This window comes from Fuerstiella marisgermanici, from assembly GCF_001983935.1.
GTDB classification, from domain to species: Bacteria; Planctomycetota; Planctomycetia; order Planctomycetales; family Planctomycetaceae; genus Fuerstiella; species Fuerstiella marisgermanici.
Genome location: NZ_CP017641.1, coordinates 3,294,552 through 3,310,526, shown reverse-complemented (window position 1 = coordinate 3,310,526; position 15,975 = coordinate 3,294,552). Strand labels below are relative to the sequence as shown.

The window sequence follows — 15,975 nt, the reverse complement described above, 5'->3', positions numbered from 1 at the left end:
GCGCGTACTATCTCACGATAAAACACGTGACGTATTACACCGTCCCGAAGCTGAGAGCAGCGACTCGGCCGCTGCACGTGTCTGCACAGTGCAATAACTTGCACCACCATGCAGGTTCCTGCACTTGCCTGAAGTTGCTCGTTTCACATCGCAATACAAGACAAGCGATGAACGCTCAGTGCCAGCACGCGAGGTGTGCAGGCCAGCGCGCACAATCGCACGCTGCTATCGAGCGATGCAAGCTGGAGGATCTGTCGCGTGCGTTCGCTCAAGCTTTGGCAGCATCCGGCCTAGTCGTGAGCGGACGCGCTTCAGTGCCAGGAATGGCTGAGGTATGGAGAACGTGATCGCGGAACTAATCGAGTTCGCTCAAGCTTTCTTGACGAACTCCGACTTCAGTCCCATTGAGCCGATGCCGGTGATTTTGCAATCAATATCGTGATCGCCATCGACAAGCCGAATCTTCTTCACCTTGGTGCCGCCTTTGACCACGGTAGACGAACCTTTGACCTTCAGGTCTTTGATAACAATCACCGTGTCGCCATTTTGCAGAACATTGCCGTTGGCGTCACGGACCACCTTTTCGTCGGAATCGCCCGGCCCCGACGACGGATCATCAGACGCAGACCATTCGTGGGCGCAATTGGGGCAGACCAGTAGTGGGCCGTCCTGGTAGGTGTATTCGGAATTGCACTCTGGACAGTTGGGGAGTTCACTCATTGATAGTAGTCATTTAAAGCGTTGGCAAAAATTCGCAGTTGCACTGGTCGGTGGTAAGTTTCAGAGCGTCATGACTCGGATTCAGCACTGAGTCCCGGCACCTGCTCTCGTCGGGATTCACCAGTTTCGATGGCTGTACGAGCGACCGCTTCGGCCACGGCGGCGGTGACTCGACGGTCGAAAATACTGGGGACAACGTATTCCGCATGCAGTTCATTTTCCGTGATGATCGAAGCGATCGCGTGCGCTGCTGCCATCTTCATTGGCTCGTTGATATTACGAGCTCGCACGTCAAGGACGCCACGAAAGAGCCCGGGAAAACACAGAACGTTGTTAATCTGATTAGGATAATCCGACCGTCCGGTCGCCATGACTCGCACATGCGGCTCGGCGTCCTCCGGCGTGATCTCAGGGTCGGGATTGGCCAGCGCAAAGACGATGGCATCGTCGGCCATGCTTTTTACGTCGTCGACTTTCAGAGCATCTTTGGCAGAAACACCCACGAAAACGTCCGCTTCGGGTAGGACGTCTGACAAAGTGCCCGCAGCGGAATCATGATTGGTGTTTTCGGCGATCCATTGTTTGAGGTCTGTGAGTTCACCGCGCTGGCGATGAATGGCTCCGGAACGGTCACACACCACGATGTGGTTTGCACCGGCCGCCAGCAACAATCGAGCAATCGCGGCTCCGGCGGCCCCCGCTCCATTGATGACAATTCGCACAGATTCCATCGTCTTGCCGACAACTTTCAGCGAATTCGTCAGCGCTGCGAGCACCACAATAGCGGTGCCGTGTTGATCATCGTGAAAGACGGGGATTTCAAGCTCCGACACCAGACGCTGCTCGATTTCCACGCAACGGGGGGCAGAGATGTCTTCCAGATTGACGCCACCAAACGTTGGGGCGAGTGCTTTTACGATGGCGATGATTTCTTCGGTGTCCTGAGTTTCAAGGCAGATCGGAAACGCGTCGACCCCACCGAATTCCTTAAACAAAACAGCCTTGCCTTCCATCACCGGCATGGCGGCTCGAGGCCCGATATTGCCCAGGCCCAGCACGGCAGAACCATCACTGACGACGGCAACGGTGTTGCGGCGGATTGTCAACGAAAACGAGGATTCCGGATCTTCGTGAATGGCGGTGCATACTCGAGCCACACCCGGCGTGTAAGCCATCGACAAGTCGTCACGGTTCTTCAGCGGCACGCGGGATTTGACTTCCAGCTTGCCGCCAAGATGCATCAAGAAGACGCGATCCGACACGTGCAGGATCTCGACATCCGGAAGACTTCGCAGTGCCGCAACAACGTCTTCGCCGTGTTCAACATTGGTGGCGCTAATGGTCACATCGCGCACGATGCAGTTGTCACGAGTGTCCACGACGTCAACGGCACCAATCAGTCCGTTCGCTTCACCGATTGTGGAAGTGATGCGCCCTAGAAAACCGGGCCTGTCCGGGTAGCTAAGACGCACGGTAAGACTGTAGCCGGGACTGTGGTGACTCATATTGATGTCGCACTATGTGGGAAGATGGAACTGACAACGCGATCGAATGCCGGAATTAAAGTGCAATGACTGTGAATGTGCAACGTTGTGCGGCCGGCGTCCAGGATCTGGCTGACCTATCGCGACGACTCGTGTCAAGCAGCGATTCCACCGTCAGAAAAATAACCACGCCGTTTGTCACTAACGTCACAAGCCCCGCGATGAATCCGGGCCACATGAACAGTCCGGGTGCGTTTCTGGGGAACGATGTCACACGCTTCCCGCCGTCGGTCAGGTCGAAGTCGCGAATAACGGCACAGGCCTCTCGATCGATTTCGATCGGCCAAATCATTCGCACCGCCTGGCCCACGCGTCGTTCGGAGGCTCATATTCCCCGAGATGCTAAATGACTGCCCCGCAGAATGTGGCCGGGGGTGGACTAAGCCCAGCGAAGGAAACCCGGGGTTTCCGCCGTGTCCGAATATGAAGGCGAAAATCTTCCGGCCGAAGCCCCCTGTATTTGGTTTCAGAAATGAAGGCCCCTCGCGTTCGTGAAACAGGATCAATCATGCCGCCCGGCAACAAGTCTTCCCACTTGCCCTCTGCGATTCCGGATCCAAGATTCCAGACCCGATACCACTGACCAGTTTGGGGCGACGCCCGATGGCTCAACAGCATTCAGTATCAGCGTTACCGGATGACGCAACCCTTATGTTTAACGCATGACTCCCTGCTTGGTATACTGCGGCGGCCACATTCAACATAAGGAAACCGTTATGAAACAATTCGCAGCAATCTTCTTCGCGCTGACTTTGATCGGCCAGCTTTCCGCTGCTGAACGTCCCAACATTCTGTGGATCACCATCGAAGACTGGTCACCAGACCTGTCTTGCTACGGCACGAAGGGAATTCATACGCCGCACGTCGACCAGCTGGCGGCGGAAGGAATCCGCTACGAACGAGCCTTCACAACGTCGCCCGTGTGCTCGACTTCACGTTCGGCAATGATGACGGGATTCCATCAAAACTACATCGGCGCACATCAACATCGCACGAGCGACAAGAAGCCGCTGCCCTTTGGGATTCGCCCGATACCCCATCTGTTTGCCGATGCCGGGTACTACACGTGTTTGATGAGTTGGAAAACGGACTGCAACTTCCTGCCCGATAAAAGGAATCAGCTGTTCATGGGCAACGATTGGAAGGATCGAGATCCGGATCAGCCGTTCTTCGCACGCATCACCTTCGGCGGAACGCATCGAGCCTGGAATCGCGATCCAAAGCGGCCGATCGACATCTCTGATGTGGAGTTGCCGCCGTACTACCCCGACACACCGTTTATTCGCCGTGACTGGGCCAACGGCCTTGAGCAAATGCAGCTCGTCGATCGCGAAGTCGGTGAGCTGCTGAAACGACTGAAGGACGAAGGCCTAGCTGACAACACCATGGTATTCTTTATTGGCGACCATGGCCGATGCCATATTCGCGGCAAGCAATTTTTGTACGACGAAGGCACTCGGATCCCAATGATTCTGCGATGGCCAGGAAAAGTCAAAGCGGGGCAGGTGAATGATGCCCTTGTGATGTCGATTGACATCTGTGCAACCATCCTGGAAGCCGCAGGCATCACACCACCCGTTCCGCTGCATGGCAAAAGTCTATTCAGCGATGAGGTCAAGCAACGGAGATACACCTTCGCCGCTCGCGACAAGATGGACACAACGCACGACGCGATGAGATCGATCCGATCGAAAGACCACAAGTTAATCTTAAACCTCATGCCTGAGCGTGCGTACTGCCAGTTTAGCTTCTACAAAGAGAGCGCGTACCCGCCGCTGGCCGAAATGAATGTTCTGAATCTGCAGGGCAAACTAACACCAGAACAGGCCGCGTTTATGGCAACCAGTAAACCAGAGATCGAGCTGTTCGATCTCCGCAGCGACCCTCACGAAATCCACAATGTGGCCAACGATCCGAAGTACGCCGATGTGAAAAAGGAAATGCTGGCCGAGCTAAACAAGTGGCGAACAAACGTCATCCACGACCAGGGCGTTTCCGATGATTTCCGCGGCGGCAGCATTTACCCGAAAACCAATCCTTCACCGACCGTCGGCCAATGGGTTCAGAACAACGCTGACAAGTTTGATACTCAAAAATACGGCAACCCCGGCTGGTACCCAACGCGGACGCTCGAAGAATGGCAGCGAGTGAGAAAGATGTGGGAGCCCTGGGTCTTTCGAGAACCAACCAGTTCACTTAAACGCCCCGTGATCCCGTACACCAAGAAGCCGAAGCAAGCGGTGAAGTGATAGTCGAGTAGCCCGAAGTGCGGGTCACCGTCGAGTGAAACATTCCATGTCCAACATCGTTGAGGCATTATTCCCGCGCGACACCGCGGCGCGATCTTTGATCGTTGAGGTCCCAGTTGTATGGGATAAACGAAACGCGGCCAGCACCACGTTGAGCGGCAGCCTGGGCCGCCTGGTTGGGAAGCCATTTCGCGATCGTTCGTAATTGAGCCGGCTGGTCAGGGCCGAAGTCTTCACCGAACCAGTTTAGGATTTCAGACAACTGAAATTGCCCGGTGCGCATGTCGAACTGAAAGTTCTGAGGTCGGCTGAAAAAGTCGCGTGCGTTCGTTTCGAGCTGTCGCTGAACATCGGCCGCGGTATAGGCCTGATTCAACAAACGCGGGCACCCGATCGACGCACACACGATCGCAAAGTGAATTCGCGGTTCACCCATCTTTCTCAGGACCTGATGTTCGATAGCCTCCAGTGAGTACGGCCGACCTCCCACCAACAGTTGCAGATCCTTCCAGATGTTGTAGCCAACTAATTTCGCCGTGTGATTTCGAATACTGGTCGTCGGGTATTCTCGCAAAATTCCGTGGACGGTAACCGCATTGTATGCGTTAATCCAGAACGCCAATGTGGCGTCTTTGGAAGTTTTGGCCTGCAGGTTGGCCTGCGACAAAGTCGTCAGGTATCCGTCCAGAGTTCGGCGGTCAGCGGCGGAAGCATGCAGAACGTGATAGTTCATATAGCCATCTCGATCGACATATTTCTCCAGCAATGCATCCCATGGTGCATGGTTAATTTGTTCAAAGGGAATGCGTCCAGCCGCACGCTGCCCGACGTAAACCGGCGGCCCGGCATTTGCAGAGTCGGCACATACAGCCATGAGAGACACAGCAATTAGCAGGCCGAAAATCGAATTAAAATGTAGCATGGTCATTCCTTTGTGTTTCGCTCCGCTCATCCCAGCCGAGCATCAGTGAGAAGTGAATCGTGTGCGAGCTAGCCTCCCAATGTCTCCCGCCGATTCACATCGAAGGAGGTAAAGTTCAGCACCACAGTTGGCGGAAGGGCGTTGTTCAGAAAAGCGATATCAGCGCCGACCGCGCCGTCGCCGTGATACTGAACGCAACCCATCTGGTTACCGATTGAGCGAACGTCATCGGCGGTTCGACTAGCGCCAGCACCGTCACCTCAGCGACAAACGCAGTAAGATTGCCCGGTGCAGAATTGTGTTGGGCGAGAGACCTTCGACTTGCGAAGGGTCCTCATATCACAGACGCCAGTCCGTGCCGCGCCTTACCGGCCTTCCTGGGATTTTGCGAGATTAGCCGTGTCGAGCGTATTCGCTGCTGAGGAATCCTCGAAGAGGAAGCTCGGGAAACAACGCTTTGAACTGCGATCGCGTTACGCGAAATCAACCGAATGGCAGACGCTAGCGAACCCGGATTCGCGGCTACTCTGGCAATTCGATGCGTTGAAAGAATCCTGCAACGGCCCATTGGCGAAACCAATTCTGCAGTTCGGATTCGAGGATCGCGTAGGCTTCATCCGATCGCGAGGCAACCGATTCAATGGCTGCTCCGATTGCCTGGCCGGATTGCAGGCTTTGTAGAAGCTCAAACTCCACAGGGTCTGCCGTACAGCGACGCACAACGTACTGGCGTCGCGTCACCACAAGATTGGTTGCAGCAGGCTCTGGCAAAGTCGGCGTGGTCTCATGCCGCACGGCGCTGATGTATTCGTGAACCGGATAGCGGAGCTTCAGCAGCCGAAGACACGGCACCGGATCCAGCCGCGCCGCTGCGAAATCTGTTGGAGAAAGCGTCGACACATCTTCAGGGGGCAGAATACTCTGACCTTCTACGCCCGGCCCACTAAAGACTTCGCTGTAGAGTCGTTCGACGGTCGCGATATCAATCAGAAAGTCTGGCCATGACGCCGCCGTTCTTTCCGAGTCACCGAAAAGTTCAGGATCGTCTTCGTCAGCTGGTCGCGTTTCCGCAAAGAAGCGGGGAAAGTTCGCACCGAGATCACACAGCGTATAGCTGGAAGACGGGTAGCTTTGCAGGTACCCAAAGGCGAATGCTTCGAATGTTTCGTCGCCCAACGCGTGTGCCAAAGCAGGAAACTCGTCGCGCATACACTCCAGCAGTCGCGCATAGTAGGCGTTCGAATACACCTGCAGCCGCTCGACGCTCGTCATGGTTTGAGAGGCGTCGATGACTTCTTCGATGTCCAACAGACCAACGGAAATCTGATCGCGTGCGGCTTCGGACGCCAATCCCGATTCAATACCGTCCGGGTCAAAAATGACGGCCTGCATCCATCGTTGCACCTGATCCAGCGACGGTGTCGCGGGAATGTTGGGCGGCGATGTCATCATTCAAGCTCCGCTGAGACTGTTACGGCGGGTTGCGGAACCATTGCCGTGGATCCAGTCCGTTGCGAAGAATTCGCGTTCGCTGTGATTCGCCCCGATCTTTCGTGGTGATCAGATGCATCGGCATGCGTTGAGTCGCTCATTAAACCGTCCGCTTCCGCAATGTGTCGTTTCGCTTTCAGAACCTCAGAATGCAGCACCGGGAACTCCGGAATTTGTGCGTCCCATTCCAGCAACGTAGACGCACCGCCGGTCAGTTGATGAGCCAGTCGGTACAGTTCCCACACCGGATCGATAACTTCGCCATCGTGCGTGTCGATGCAGTGCGTGCCAAGGTTCGTATGACCAGCAAGGTGAAACTGAACGATTCGATCATGCGGAACGGCGCGAATGTATTCTTCCGGATCAAAATTGTGATTGACGGCAGACACGTAGACGTTGTTCACATCAAGCAGCAAGCGGCATTCCGTTTCTTCAACCATGTACTTCAAAAAATCCCACTCAGTCATCGTAGAATCACGGAAGGTGACATACGTGCTGGGGTTTTCAAGGATCAGCAGACGTTCCAGAATGTCCTGCACGATTCGAATTCGTTCAACAAGGTGTTGCAACGTTGATTCGTTGTATGGCACCGGCAGAAGATCATGAGCATTCAGGCCAGCGACTCCCGTCCAGCAGACGTGGTCCGACACCCAGCGTGCCTGCACATCTTCGGCGAGCTTTTTTAACTTACTCAGATAGTCACGGTTGAGCGGGGCGGTGCTGCCAATCGACATCGAGACGCCGTGCATGACGATCGGGTAGCGTTCAGCAATCTGGTCCAGAATGTGCCGTGGTCTGCCGCTACAGTCCATGAAATTTTCAGAGATGATTTCGAACCAATCCACGGCCGGGTTGTGGTTGAGAACATGCTGAAAATGGGGCGTGCGCAGCCCAACTCCCAGCCCAAGGTTCGAGTGCGTTGAGGATTCCGACATCTGGGCCTCTGTTACGATTTGATCGATCAGTAGAACTTCGCGTCGAATGCATCGCCACCCGCCTCGATAACTCCGGGAAACTCGGAACGGTTCGAGGCGGGGACGACAGCAGATTGAACGCCACGTCTAAAAAAAGCTGTGACGGTGACTACTTCGGAGCAGGCCCAAATTTTTTGCCAGCGTCCTTCATAAGCTGCTCGAACTGTTTTCGTGCGAGCTTCCTGGTGTCCTTTTTGAGCGGCACGGCGCAGTGACCTTTGCCTTTGCAGGTATTCTGGCCGGGGTAGCCGCCGCAGCCGCCGTGCCCTTTGCAGTCGTTTTCGCCAGAGCAGTCATGCTTAGCGACTTCCGCACAGGAACTCATGCCCGCACAGTCGTGAGTTCCCTTACCTTCGCCTTTGTAGGCGTTGAGTCCTTTGCAGGTGTTGGGTGATGACATCAGCAACGACGGATCAACAGTGAGATTCGATTTGCCATCTTCTGCTCGAGCGGTTGCTCCGGCACCTGCCATCAAGCCACCTGCCGCCGCCATTGTCAACGCATGAAAACCACGACGGTTTACATTGGACTTACTCATTCTTTACCCCTCAAAAATCGGGAAACACAGAAACTCGTTCAGTCGCGCAACTGAACCACGACATCCAGTCAGTTCTGTGAACAGCAAACTCGATTGACGAATCAGCAGCTCGGCGAAAGCATCGACTGGTGCCTTGTTTCTGCCGAAGACGGCGAATGTTTCTGCGCCTTACAGACTTTTCTGAGATTGTTTTTGTCGCCCCTTAAGCGCCGCAAGTTTGATAGGGCGAGGCGTCATCCGGAAACAACGCCGGAACTGAATGAGCGACGGCTGAATTGTGAGGTGCCTCACATTGCTGGCGGGGAAGCGGCCGGTCAATCGGCACCTATGCGCAGATTTACGAGCTGCTTTCACAGATGACAACATTCCTTCGACAGACGGTGTAAGGAATGGGCCGAAGCCATGTCTGCGTTCTTAGTGGCGGAGCAAATGTACGACGTCATGCCTTTTTGAAAGCAGAGTTCCGGATGGGATGGAGGCTTCAATGCAGCAGTCAGTGGCAAAAACGGGGATCGAGCAATTGGAGCGTATCGCAGGCTACTTGAAATCGTGCGACACATTGCAGGCGTTGACATCCGCTGAATACGAACAGTTGGCTGCAGATTGTCAGCATCTTACGCTCCGGCGCGGAAGCACCGTTTACTCCGCCACCGATGCACCTCTCTACGCCTATCTTCTGGTTCACGGCGCCGTTCAAACTGGACATATTGACGGCAATGGCAAGCACGTCATCTACGCACTCATTCAGCCGGGTCAGATATTCGGGGAACTCGGCGTCTGCGTTCCAGGCCGTCGTGAAGAACGATGCGATGTCACGGAAGACTCCTCGATTGTCGCAGTCCATGCATCACGACTACGCGAGATTCTGCAGCAGAACGCTGCGGCGGCGTTTGCAATGCTGACATTGTGTGGACAGAGGCGACGCAACATGACGAGACGGCTTGAATCCGTCTTATTCCAATCAACTCGCCATCGAGTCATCCGCCTCCTTCAGGAACTCGCTCAGATCGGCGGAATTCCCGATGGCGACGGGATCAAGATTCACCTTCCACTTTCCCACCAGGACCTCGGCCGCTTTATCGGGGTCTCACGCGAGACAATCACGATCACTCTTGGTCAACTGCGTTCCGAAGGACTGATTCGCATGGACCGTCGACGAATCGTTCTGACTCAACCTGATTCCCTCCAGTGACGTTTGCATTGTTCTCGTCGACTAACACCTTCGCACTATTCACCGCCGTTTGACAGGTCAATCCAGCATCGCCCGTTTTCTCAGGTAAGCCTTTGCTGAGTCAGCCATCGTCACGATTGCCGCCCCCATCATAATAGCGTCCTTGATTACCAGCCTGCCGCGACCGCTAAGGTACGGGAACCCGTGATGGGCGTCGCCGAGATCTGCCACCCAGCATTCCGGAGTAGTGATCAGGAATGACAACGTCACGAACGACATCACGACGACCAGAAAACTGCCCAGCGTTGCTGCTTGTGGCAACCACGGGTGCAGACAGAGCAGCAGTCCGTAAAAAACGATCACGGCACCCAGACCATAGGAAAACTTGTAGGTGTGGTTGGCTTCGTGCCACGCTCGATTTTCGTCGTCTAAGACGCCTTCCGGGTTCATGTGCGCTTTGTAGTTTTCGCCATCGGCATAGAAAAAACTCATGAAGGGGCTGTGGGCGACAAACGGAACGATGCCGTCCGCCTCGTAAGGAAACACCTTAAGTCCGCCGATCCAAAGTAGTACCACGATCAACCCAAGGCGGGCCACGGTCACGCCGACTTTGTCCAGTCGTGCCAGCGCTTCGAACAACTTCACCACGTCAACATTCCTCTCGTCAGAAAGACCGAGAGTCGTTACGTCTCGGTCTGTTTCGGTTTAGTCCGAGAGGCAGTATCAGCATCTGATGCTGGGGGCGGAATGGGCGCATGGCTCGAAGTCATGGACAAATTGCTCCCTCCGCGAATCTCTGTCTCGAATGCCCGAAAGAACGTCGGTGAATAGCCGGTCGCCTTCTTGAACAGGCGGCTGAAATAGAGTTCGTCATTAAAGCCGACTTCCCTCGCGATCTCCTTGACGGGCCTAAGCGTATGCAGAAGTTGCCATTTTGCATGAGTCAGAACGCGGGCGCGAATGAGTTCAGTGGGCGTGGTGCCGAGGTTTTCGCGGACGATCCGACCGAGCGTCTTGGCCGTCACATGCAGCAATGCGGCGTAGTCAGCGGGGGCGTGCAGCGAGCAATAATGTTCCTCGATCAAGTCGCGAAGTTCGATCAGAAGGGGATGCTGAGGATCATGCACAGAAGCTCCGCAGGCACCAGCATTCGACGATTTCAACCGCGTGGCCAGGATCAGCAGGACTTTCAGGTGAGCCAACATCGCTTCTTCGAAAGCAAGCTCCCGATCGGCCTGTTCGTTTTGCAGGTCGTCGATCAGGCTCAGCACTTTGGTCTCCATCTGTTCGTCGAACGACACCACCGGTATGCCGTATGGATCGTTGAACAGGATTCCGCTGCATCCCACGTCGGTATGGAAAGTTTCAACGCACAGGAAATTTGCATGAAACTGAATCACGCGGCCCCGAACCTGCGAATCAGGAACCACGCGGATGTGCTGGTACGGTACGAAAAACAGAACACAACTCGGACCGAACGCAAATTCAGCCGCATCTGCCCAAAACGTGCCTGAACCGGATTCGATCAGATACACCGTGAAGTAGTTTGTCCGAGCCGGCTCATACGGATCACCGTCAATCCGCAAAGTGTCGAGTCGAACTGCCTCGCCACCACGCCGCGGGTCATACAGGTTGTCGGTAGATTTCGCAGTTGCCATGATGGACGGAGAATAGTCGGATGCTTCCTAACTGGACAGCGCCACCTTTGGTCATTGGGCCGTGTTTTGGGTAACCCGATGCGTAAGCGAGGGATTCGTCGCAAATCGATTCCTCGCTTACACTTCGGGTTACCATTCGCACCAACATGGCGCTGTCCAGCTAACCCACCACCAACCAGGCAGCCGCGTTCCAGACAGTACAACTGGCAGCCGACCGCGCGAACATCGAGGCCTCGGAACTTTCGGAAATCGCACGAAAGTGTCTGGTAGTCCCGCCAACCGGGCAGGCCGACACGTGTTTCCTCTGAGTGTCATCGAGGAAATCGAAACTGACCACGTCTGCCGTCGACGGGAAACCATGCCGTCGAAGTCGTGGCGCAGAATGCACCGAGCACGGTTGAGCCTCGCGAAATGCGTCGTATCGCGCTGGCATGACGACGTCAACGAAAGCGTCGGCAGACTGAGAGCGCAGAACGAAGACCGAGGAACTCGCTCGATCCCAACTCCACAAAGGATCAATCAGGTGCGTGCGGAAACCGCTTTAATGCTGGTAGAGAAATTCCTGGGAGTTCAAAATCGTCCATAGGATATCTTCCCAGGCCTGCCGTTTGTCCTCAGTGCTTGCGACGTACTGCAGCAGGGATTCTGCCGTGCTTTCAGACGGGCGGCGGGAGAGGGCTCGGACGTATAGATTGTCCAGGATTTCGGCATCGGTAAGTTTCTGCGTGAGTAGGCCACTCAAGCAATTGCCTTTTTCGGTCAGTCGATCCGACGTTTCCTGCCCGATGATCAGTTCGAGAGCCTGCTTGCGACCGAAGGTTTGTTCACGGTCACATTCGCAGGTTTGCGTGCGTCCCGGTTGCCCGAACGTGCGTAGAAACGGATGTGATTCGTACCGAACATACTTGCCCATCGTATTGATCAGCGTTGTGAAATCGTTGACCGGCAACTGCACAGCTCGCGTGCCGACCGGCAGCTTCAACGTGCCGTCCGGCAGTCCGGAGATATAGTCTTTTGTGATTTCAAACACCTCGGGAACTTCCGTGACGCTGCAAACAGCGTCCAGTAAAACTTCGGCCGACAGCGTTCTGGATTGCATATGAGAGAAGTACCGACCGTCTGATGCATTGGTGGCCGTCGGGATGGCACTCAGTTGATAGGTGCGTGAATTCACAATGGTTCGAATCAGTGGCTTCAATCGATATCCGTTGGCGATGAACTCTGCGGCAAGAGCTTCCAGCAATTCGTCGTTCACTGAAGGATTAGAGTCACGAAAATCATCAACCGGCTCGACGATGCCTCGGCCATGCAAATGGAACCAGATTCGGTTAACCATGGCTTTGGCAAAGAACGGATTGTCTTTCTGTGTCAGCCAGTCCGCGAGTAACTCGCGACGGTCCTGCCCATCTGCAAGTTCGGGCGACTGGTGCAAAGGAAGTCGAGGTGCGACTTCTGCACCCTTGTCGTCTTTGATTTCCGGAGCTTTGTTGTCCAGCGTGATTTCAATCTCCCGCCGGTCGGGGCGCCCGGCCGGTCCGGCTTTTCCAACTCGGCTTTGTTTCACCTGAGTAAAATGCGCGGCCAGTGCGAGGTAATCGTCCTGCTTCCACCGTTCATAAGGATGATCGTGGCACTTCGCACACTGGAGACGAACGCCAAGGAACAACTGAGCCGTCGCTTCTGTCAGATCCTTCTGCAGATACGCGGGGTCGGTGATTTCTTTAGGAGTGGGAGCGACGCAGAAAAAGTTTGCGGGCGCGTCAGTGAAGGATTTCCCCTGCGATGTCAGAAGCGTGCGGGCTACGTCGGCGAATGAAGCGTCTGCGGCTATTTGCTTGTGCAGCCAGGCTTGATAGGACTGAGCTCCCTGCAGTTGAATGGCGTCGCGACTGGAACGCAGCACGTCCATCCATTTCTTGGTCCAGAAATCAACATATTCGGGGCGCTGCAGTAAGGTGTCGATCAATTGCTGGCGCTTGTCGGGTTCTGTTGATCCGACGAAACTATTAGTTTCTTCCGGTGACGGCAGTACCCCGCACACATCCAGATACACGCGGCGGACAAAGTGTTCGTCGCTGCAAAGTTCCGACGGGGCGATGTTCAGCATCCTGAGTTTGGCGAAGGTGTGCTTGTCGACATAGTTGTTTTCGGCAGGGTCCGGCCACTGGTAATCTGCGGCAGGCTTTTCGATGTACATCAGACGCACCGAACTCATCTGGTCCATGTAGCGACACAAAATCGCGACTTCGCCCTGCGATTTGAATTCTACATATCCGGTGCGATCAACGTCTGCGAGGGCGATGTCACTGCTAAAGAAGGTGGTTAGTCGAGTCACGTCTTCGGAACGCCCGTCAGCGAACTCGGCTCGCACAGAAATTTGCTGCCAGTTCGCTGGTGCCTGCAGGACACGTCGTGCCGGAGAAACGGTCAGCGATTTCAGGGGCGGCTTGCCTGCATCGTCACGCAGACCTTCAGCCTGCCAGGTGGTCATCAATTTCGCGAAAGAGCTGTCAGCGGTGAATCGTTGACCGCCCGCGTGTGGGACACGCGTCAAAGCTTTTTGAAGGATCAAGCTGTTGTCCGGATTAATCGAATTCGTCCGGCGACCAAGTGCATCATGGGTGAGCTGCCGAAAATCCAGTTTCGGATCCAGCCCCCAAAGGCTGAGACGAAACTCATTCTTGCCACTGGGCGCACCATGGCAACGGATGTCGCTGCACCCCGCAGAACTCAACAGTGCCATGAACTCACGCCGAAAACTGATCGGATGCGGTTGCCCGACATCAGCAATGGTCACAGGGATGCTGGCGGAAAGATTTCCCACTCGGACATCGATCGTCGTTTTACCGTCGCTATATCCGGTTGCCAGACCGCTCGGGGTAACCGCGACAACGTCAGGCGACTGTGACTTCCATTCACTCAGTTGTGTCAGGTCTCGTGTGGTCCCGTCGGCGTAATGCCCGGTGACAAGCACCTGACGATTGGCTCGCGGCCCCGACAAGGCAAACGTCTCCGGTTCAACTTCCAGAGTTGTCGGTTCTCCAATGGCGGCCAGACGTTCCTCCGGCGAGGTTGGAGGACTTGCAAATAAGAGCGGAACACTCACGCAGAAATGAAGTGCCCAAATAACGAATGTATTACGCAACATGAATGACCGTCTCCAATCGCATGATTCCAGATAGCTGTGGCACTTGCCCTTCAGAAGCACGGTGCCGACGCGTCTTACTTCTGCTTTTGTCTAGGCCAGAATGTCGTTGATGACTTTGCCACCCATGCGGATCCGCACCGGCTGCCCGGCTGAATCCGGAATCTGCATGTCAGGATCGATCCCCAGGCATTCGTAAATCGTTGCACAAATATCTGCTGGACTGACAGGATCGGACTTCACGTAGGCCGCCTGATCGTCTGACTCACCGTACAAAGTGCCACCTCGAATCCCCGCGCCGGCCATCAGCACCGAATAGCAAAACGTCCAGTGATCGCGACCACCGTTCGTGTTGATTTTCGGAGTTCGCCCCATATCGCTCATCACCACCACAAGCGTTTCGTCAAGCAATCCTCGCTTGTGCAGGTCGTCCATCAATGCATCGAACGTGTTGTCGTAAATCGGCAGCAGGATGTCCTTCAGAATCGGGAAGTTGGCGGCGTGAGTGTCCCAGGCAACGCCATCCAGCAGTCCCGGTCGCGTCGCGAAAACATCCCACGTCGCAGTCACGAACCGCACACCTTCTTCGACCAGCTTGCGAGCAATCAAAGCACTCGAACCGAACAATGTCGGGCCATAGGCTTCTCGCACTTTGGCATCGACGTTATCAATATCGAACGCATCGCGAATTCGTTTGGACGTCAGCAGCGACATCGCTCCTTCCTGAACACGTTCGAATTCTTCGCCGAGTCCCGGACGGCGCAGTGCGTCGTCAAACTGTTGCGTGAGTGCTCGCCGTTTATTGAGCCGGTCCAGAGTCAGCCCGGCCGGTAGCTTGGCGTTCGGGAGTTCCGGATAACCCAGCACGGGCTGCGGAGCGTACTGACTCGGCGACGTCTTCGCGGATGTCGGATTGCATTCCGTGAACAGCGGATCGTACTGACTTCCCAGAAATCCGGCATACGGTCCGGCGCGTCGAATGTGTTGTCCCCAACCGAGCATACACGGCAGGTGTACATAGTCGGGAAAGCCGCCAGGTTCTTCGTTGAGATACTCACATACCGATCCCATGCTGGGCGGCAGGTTGTCCTGAAGCACGCCGATTGACGGCAGCGGTTCCGGATAACCGGTGAAGCTGGCCATGGGATTATGACAGCCCGCTTTGTGGTTGACCGTGCGGACAATGGCTGACTTGCCCATCCACCGAGCGGACTTGGGCAGCAGTTCGCAGACATCCATGCCCGGAACATCCGAACGGATCGGTCGGAAGTCACTGGCAATGCCCGTCGGAGCATGCGGCTTCATGTCGAACATGTCCTGCGTCGGAGCACCGCCGAGCAGATACAGCATGATGACACTCTTCGCTTTACCAGGACGTCGACCCTCGGTGCTGTTGGCTGCGTTCGCCGCCAGCGGGGGAAGTCCAAACATTCCGCCGAGCATCGACAAGCCACCGGCTCGCAGTGTGTCGCGTCGCGTCAATCCGTCACAGCACCGGCGAGGACTTCCCAGAAGTCTAAGCATCGTGTCGTCTTTCTTGCTTGTCACCAGAGGCTTGCGGGC

The 15,975-nt window shown here is 55.4% G+C and carries 12 protein-coding genes; 2 read left to right on the top strand and 10 right to left on the bottom strand.

Annotation, left to right across the window (positions count from 1 at the left end; genetic code table 11):
- Positions 1-369 precede the first annotated feature (369 nt).
- Together Fuma_RS12500 and Fuma_RS12495 are read right to left on the bottom strand one after the other, a co-directional pair.
- Positions 370-720: a zinc ribbon domain-containing protein YjdM gene (locus Fuma_RS12500; protein ID WP_077024437.1), complete on the bottom strand. Its 351-nt coding sequence runs from the start codon at positions 718-720 to the stop codon at positions 370-372.
- Between the two features lie 68 nt (positions 721-788).
- Positions 789-2,225, bottom strand: a complete 1,437-nt coding sequence (locus Fuma_RS12495) for an NAD-dependent malic enzyme (protein ID WP_077024436.1) — start codon at positions 2,223-2,225, stop codon at positions 789-791.
- 755 nt (positions 2,226-2,980) lie between these two features.
- Here Fuma_RS12495 and Fuma_RS12485 point away from each other — a divergent pair.
- Positions 2,981-4,513 (top strand): sulfatase family protein, encoded by a 1,533-nt coding sequence (locus Fuma_RS12485; RefSeq protein WP_077024434.1) that lies wholly within the window; start codon positions 2,981-2,983, stop codon positions 4,511-4,513.
- A 67-nt stretch (positions 4,514-4,580) separates the two neighbouring features.
- On the opposite strand, the gene Fuma_RS12480 is transcribed toward Fuma_RS12485, so the two are convergent.
- The 4 genes from Fuma_RS12480 to Fuma_RS12465 all read right to left on the bottom strand — a co-directional run bounded on the left by Fuma_RS12480 (position 4,581) and on the right by Fuma_RS12465 (position 8,438).
- Entirely contained in the window at positions 4,581-5,435 is an 855-nt protein-coding gene (locus Fuma_RS12480; RefSeq protein ID WP_218922426.1) for a DUF547 domain-containing protein, read from the bottom strand.
- 522 nt (positions 5,436-5,957) lie between these two features.
- Positions 5,958-6,887 (bottom strand): HvfC/BufC N-terminal domain-containing protein, encoded by a 930-nt coding sequence (locus Fuma_RS12475; RefSeq protein WP_083731998.1) that lies wholly within the window; start codon positions 6,885-6,887, stop codon positions 5,958-5,960.
- Positions 6,884-7,861 (bottom strand): MNIO family bufferin maturase, encoded by a 978-nt coding sequence (gene bufB, locus Fuma_RS12470; protein WP_083731997.1) that lies wholly within the window; start codon positions 7,859-7,861, stop codon positions 6,884-6,886. Before bufB ends, Fuma_RS12475 begins: the two co-directional genes overlap by 4 nt.
- A gap of 148 nt (positions 7,862-8,009) precedes the next feature.
- Complete coding sequence (locus Fuma_RS12465; protein WP_077024432.1) at positions 8,010-8,438, bottom strand: hypothetical protein; 429 nt, start codon at positions 8,436-8,438, stop codon at positions 8,010-8,012.
- Between the two features lie 484 nt (positions 8,439-8,922).
- On the opposite strand from Fuma_RS12465, the gene Fuma_RS12460 reads away from it, so the two are divergent.
- Positions 8,923-9,630, top strand: a complete 708-nt coding sequence (locus Fuma_RS12460; protein ID WP_158520957.1) for a Crp/Fnr family transcriptional regulator — start codon at positions 8,923-8,925, stop codon at positions 9,628-9,630.
- Between the two features lie 57 nt (positions 9,631-9,687).
- On the opposite strand, the gene Fuma_RS12455 is transcribed toward Fuma_RS12460, so the two are convergent.
- From Fuma_RS12455 to Fuma_RS12435, 4 genes are all read right to left on the bottom strand, one after another.
- The gene (locus Fuma_RS12455) at positions 9,688-10,257 is read right to left on the bottom strand and encodes a DUF417 family protein (protein ID WP_077024430.1); all 570 of its coding nucleotides are present in this window, start codon (positions 10,255-10,257) and stop codon (positions 9,688-9,690) included.
- A 35-nt stretch (positions 10,258-10,292) separates the two neighbouring features.
- Positions 10,293-11,267: a helix-turn-helix domain-containing protein gene (locus tag Fuma_RS12450; RefSeq protein WP_077024429.1), complete on the bottom strand. Its 975-nt coding sequence runs from the start codon at positions 11,265-11,267 to the stop codon at positions 10,293-10,295.
- 541 nt (positions 11,268-11,808) lie between these two features.
- Entirely contained in the window at positions 11,809-14,415 is a 2,607-nt protein-coding gene (locus tag Fuma_RS12440) for a DUF1549 domain-containing protein (RefSeq protein ID WP_077024427.1), read from the bottom strand.
- A 90-nt stretch (positions 14,416-14,505) separates the two neighbouring features.
- Positions 14,506-15,936 carry a DUF1501 domain-containing protein gene (locus Fuma_RS12435; RefSeq protein ID WP_077028266.1) on the bottom strand — a complete coding sequence of 477 codons (1,431 nt, stop codon included), beginning with the start codon at positions 15,934-15,936 and terminating at the stop codon, positions 14,506-14,508.
- Positions 15,937-15,975: the final 39 nt, after the last annotated feature.

Excerpts from the sequence above, each read along its gene's own strand:
- Fuma_RS12500 (WP_077024437.1), bottom strand. The coding sequence starts at position 720 with ATGAGTGAACTCCCCAACTGTCCAGAGTGCAATTCCGAATACACCTAC.
- Fuma_RS12495 (WP_077024436.1), bottom strand. The coding sequence starts at position 2,225 with ATGAGTCACCACAGTCCCGGCTACAGTCTTACCGTGCGTCTTAGCTAC.
- Fuma_RS12485 (WP_077024434.1), top strand. The coding sequence starts at position 2,981 with ATGAAACAATTCGCAGCAATCTTCTTCGCGCTGACTTTGATCGGCCAG.
- Fuma_RS12480 (WP_218922426.1), bottom strand. The coding sequence starts at position 5,435 with ATGCTACATTTTAATTCGATTTTCGGCCTGCTAATTGCTGTGTCTCTC.
- Fuma_RS12475 (WP_083731998.1), bottom strand. The coding sequence starts at position 6,887 with ATGATGACATCGCCGCCCAACATTCCCGCGACACCGTCGCTGGATCAG.
- bufB (WP_083731997.1), bottom strand. The coding sequence starts at position 7,861 with ATGTCGGAATCCTCAACGCACTCGAACCTTGGGCTGGGAGTTGGGCTG.
- Fuma_RS12465 (WP_077024432.1), bottom strand. The coding sequence starts at position 8,438 with ATGAGTAAGTCCAATGTAAACCGTCGTGGTTTTCATGCGTTGACAATG.
- Fuma_RS12460 (WP_158520957.1), top strand. The coding sequence starts at position 8,923 with ATGCAGCAGTCAGTGGCAAAAACGGGGATCGAGCAATTGGAGCGTATC.
- Fuma_RS12450 (WP_077024429.1), bottom strand. The coding sequence starts at position 11,267 with ATGGCAACTGCGAAATCTACCGACAACCTGTATGACCCGCGGCGTGGT.
- Fuma_RS12440 (WP_077024427.1), bottom strand. The coding sequence starts at position 14,415 with ATGTTGCGTAATACATTCGTTATTTGGGCACTTCATTTCTGCGTGAGT.
- Fuma_RS12435 (WP_077028266.1), bottom strand. The coding sequence starts at position 15,936 with ATGCTTAGACTTCTGGGAAGTCCTCGCCGGTGCTGTGACGGATTGACG.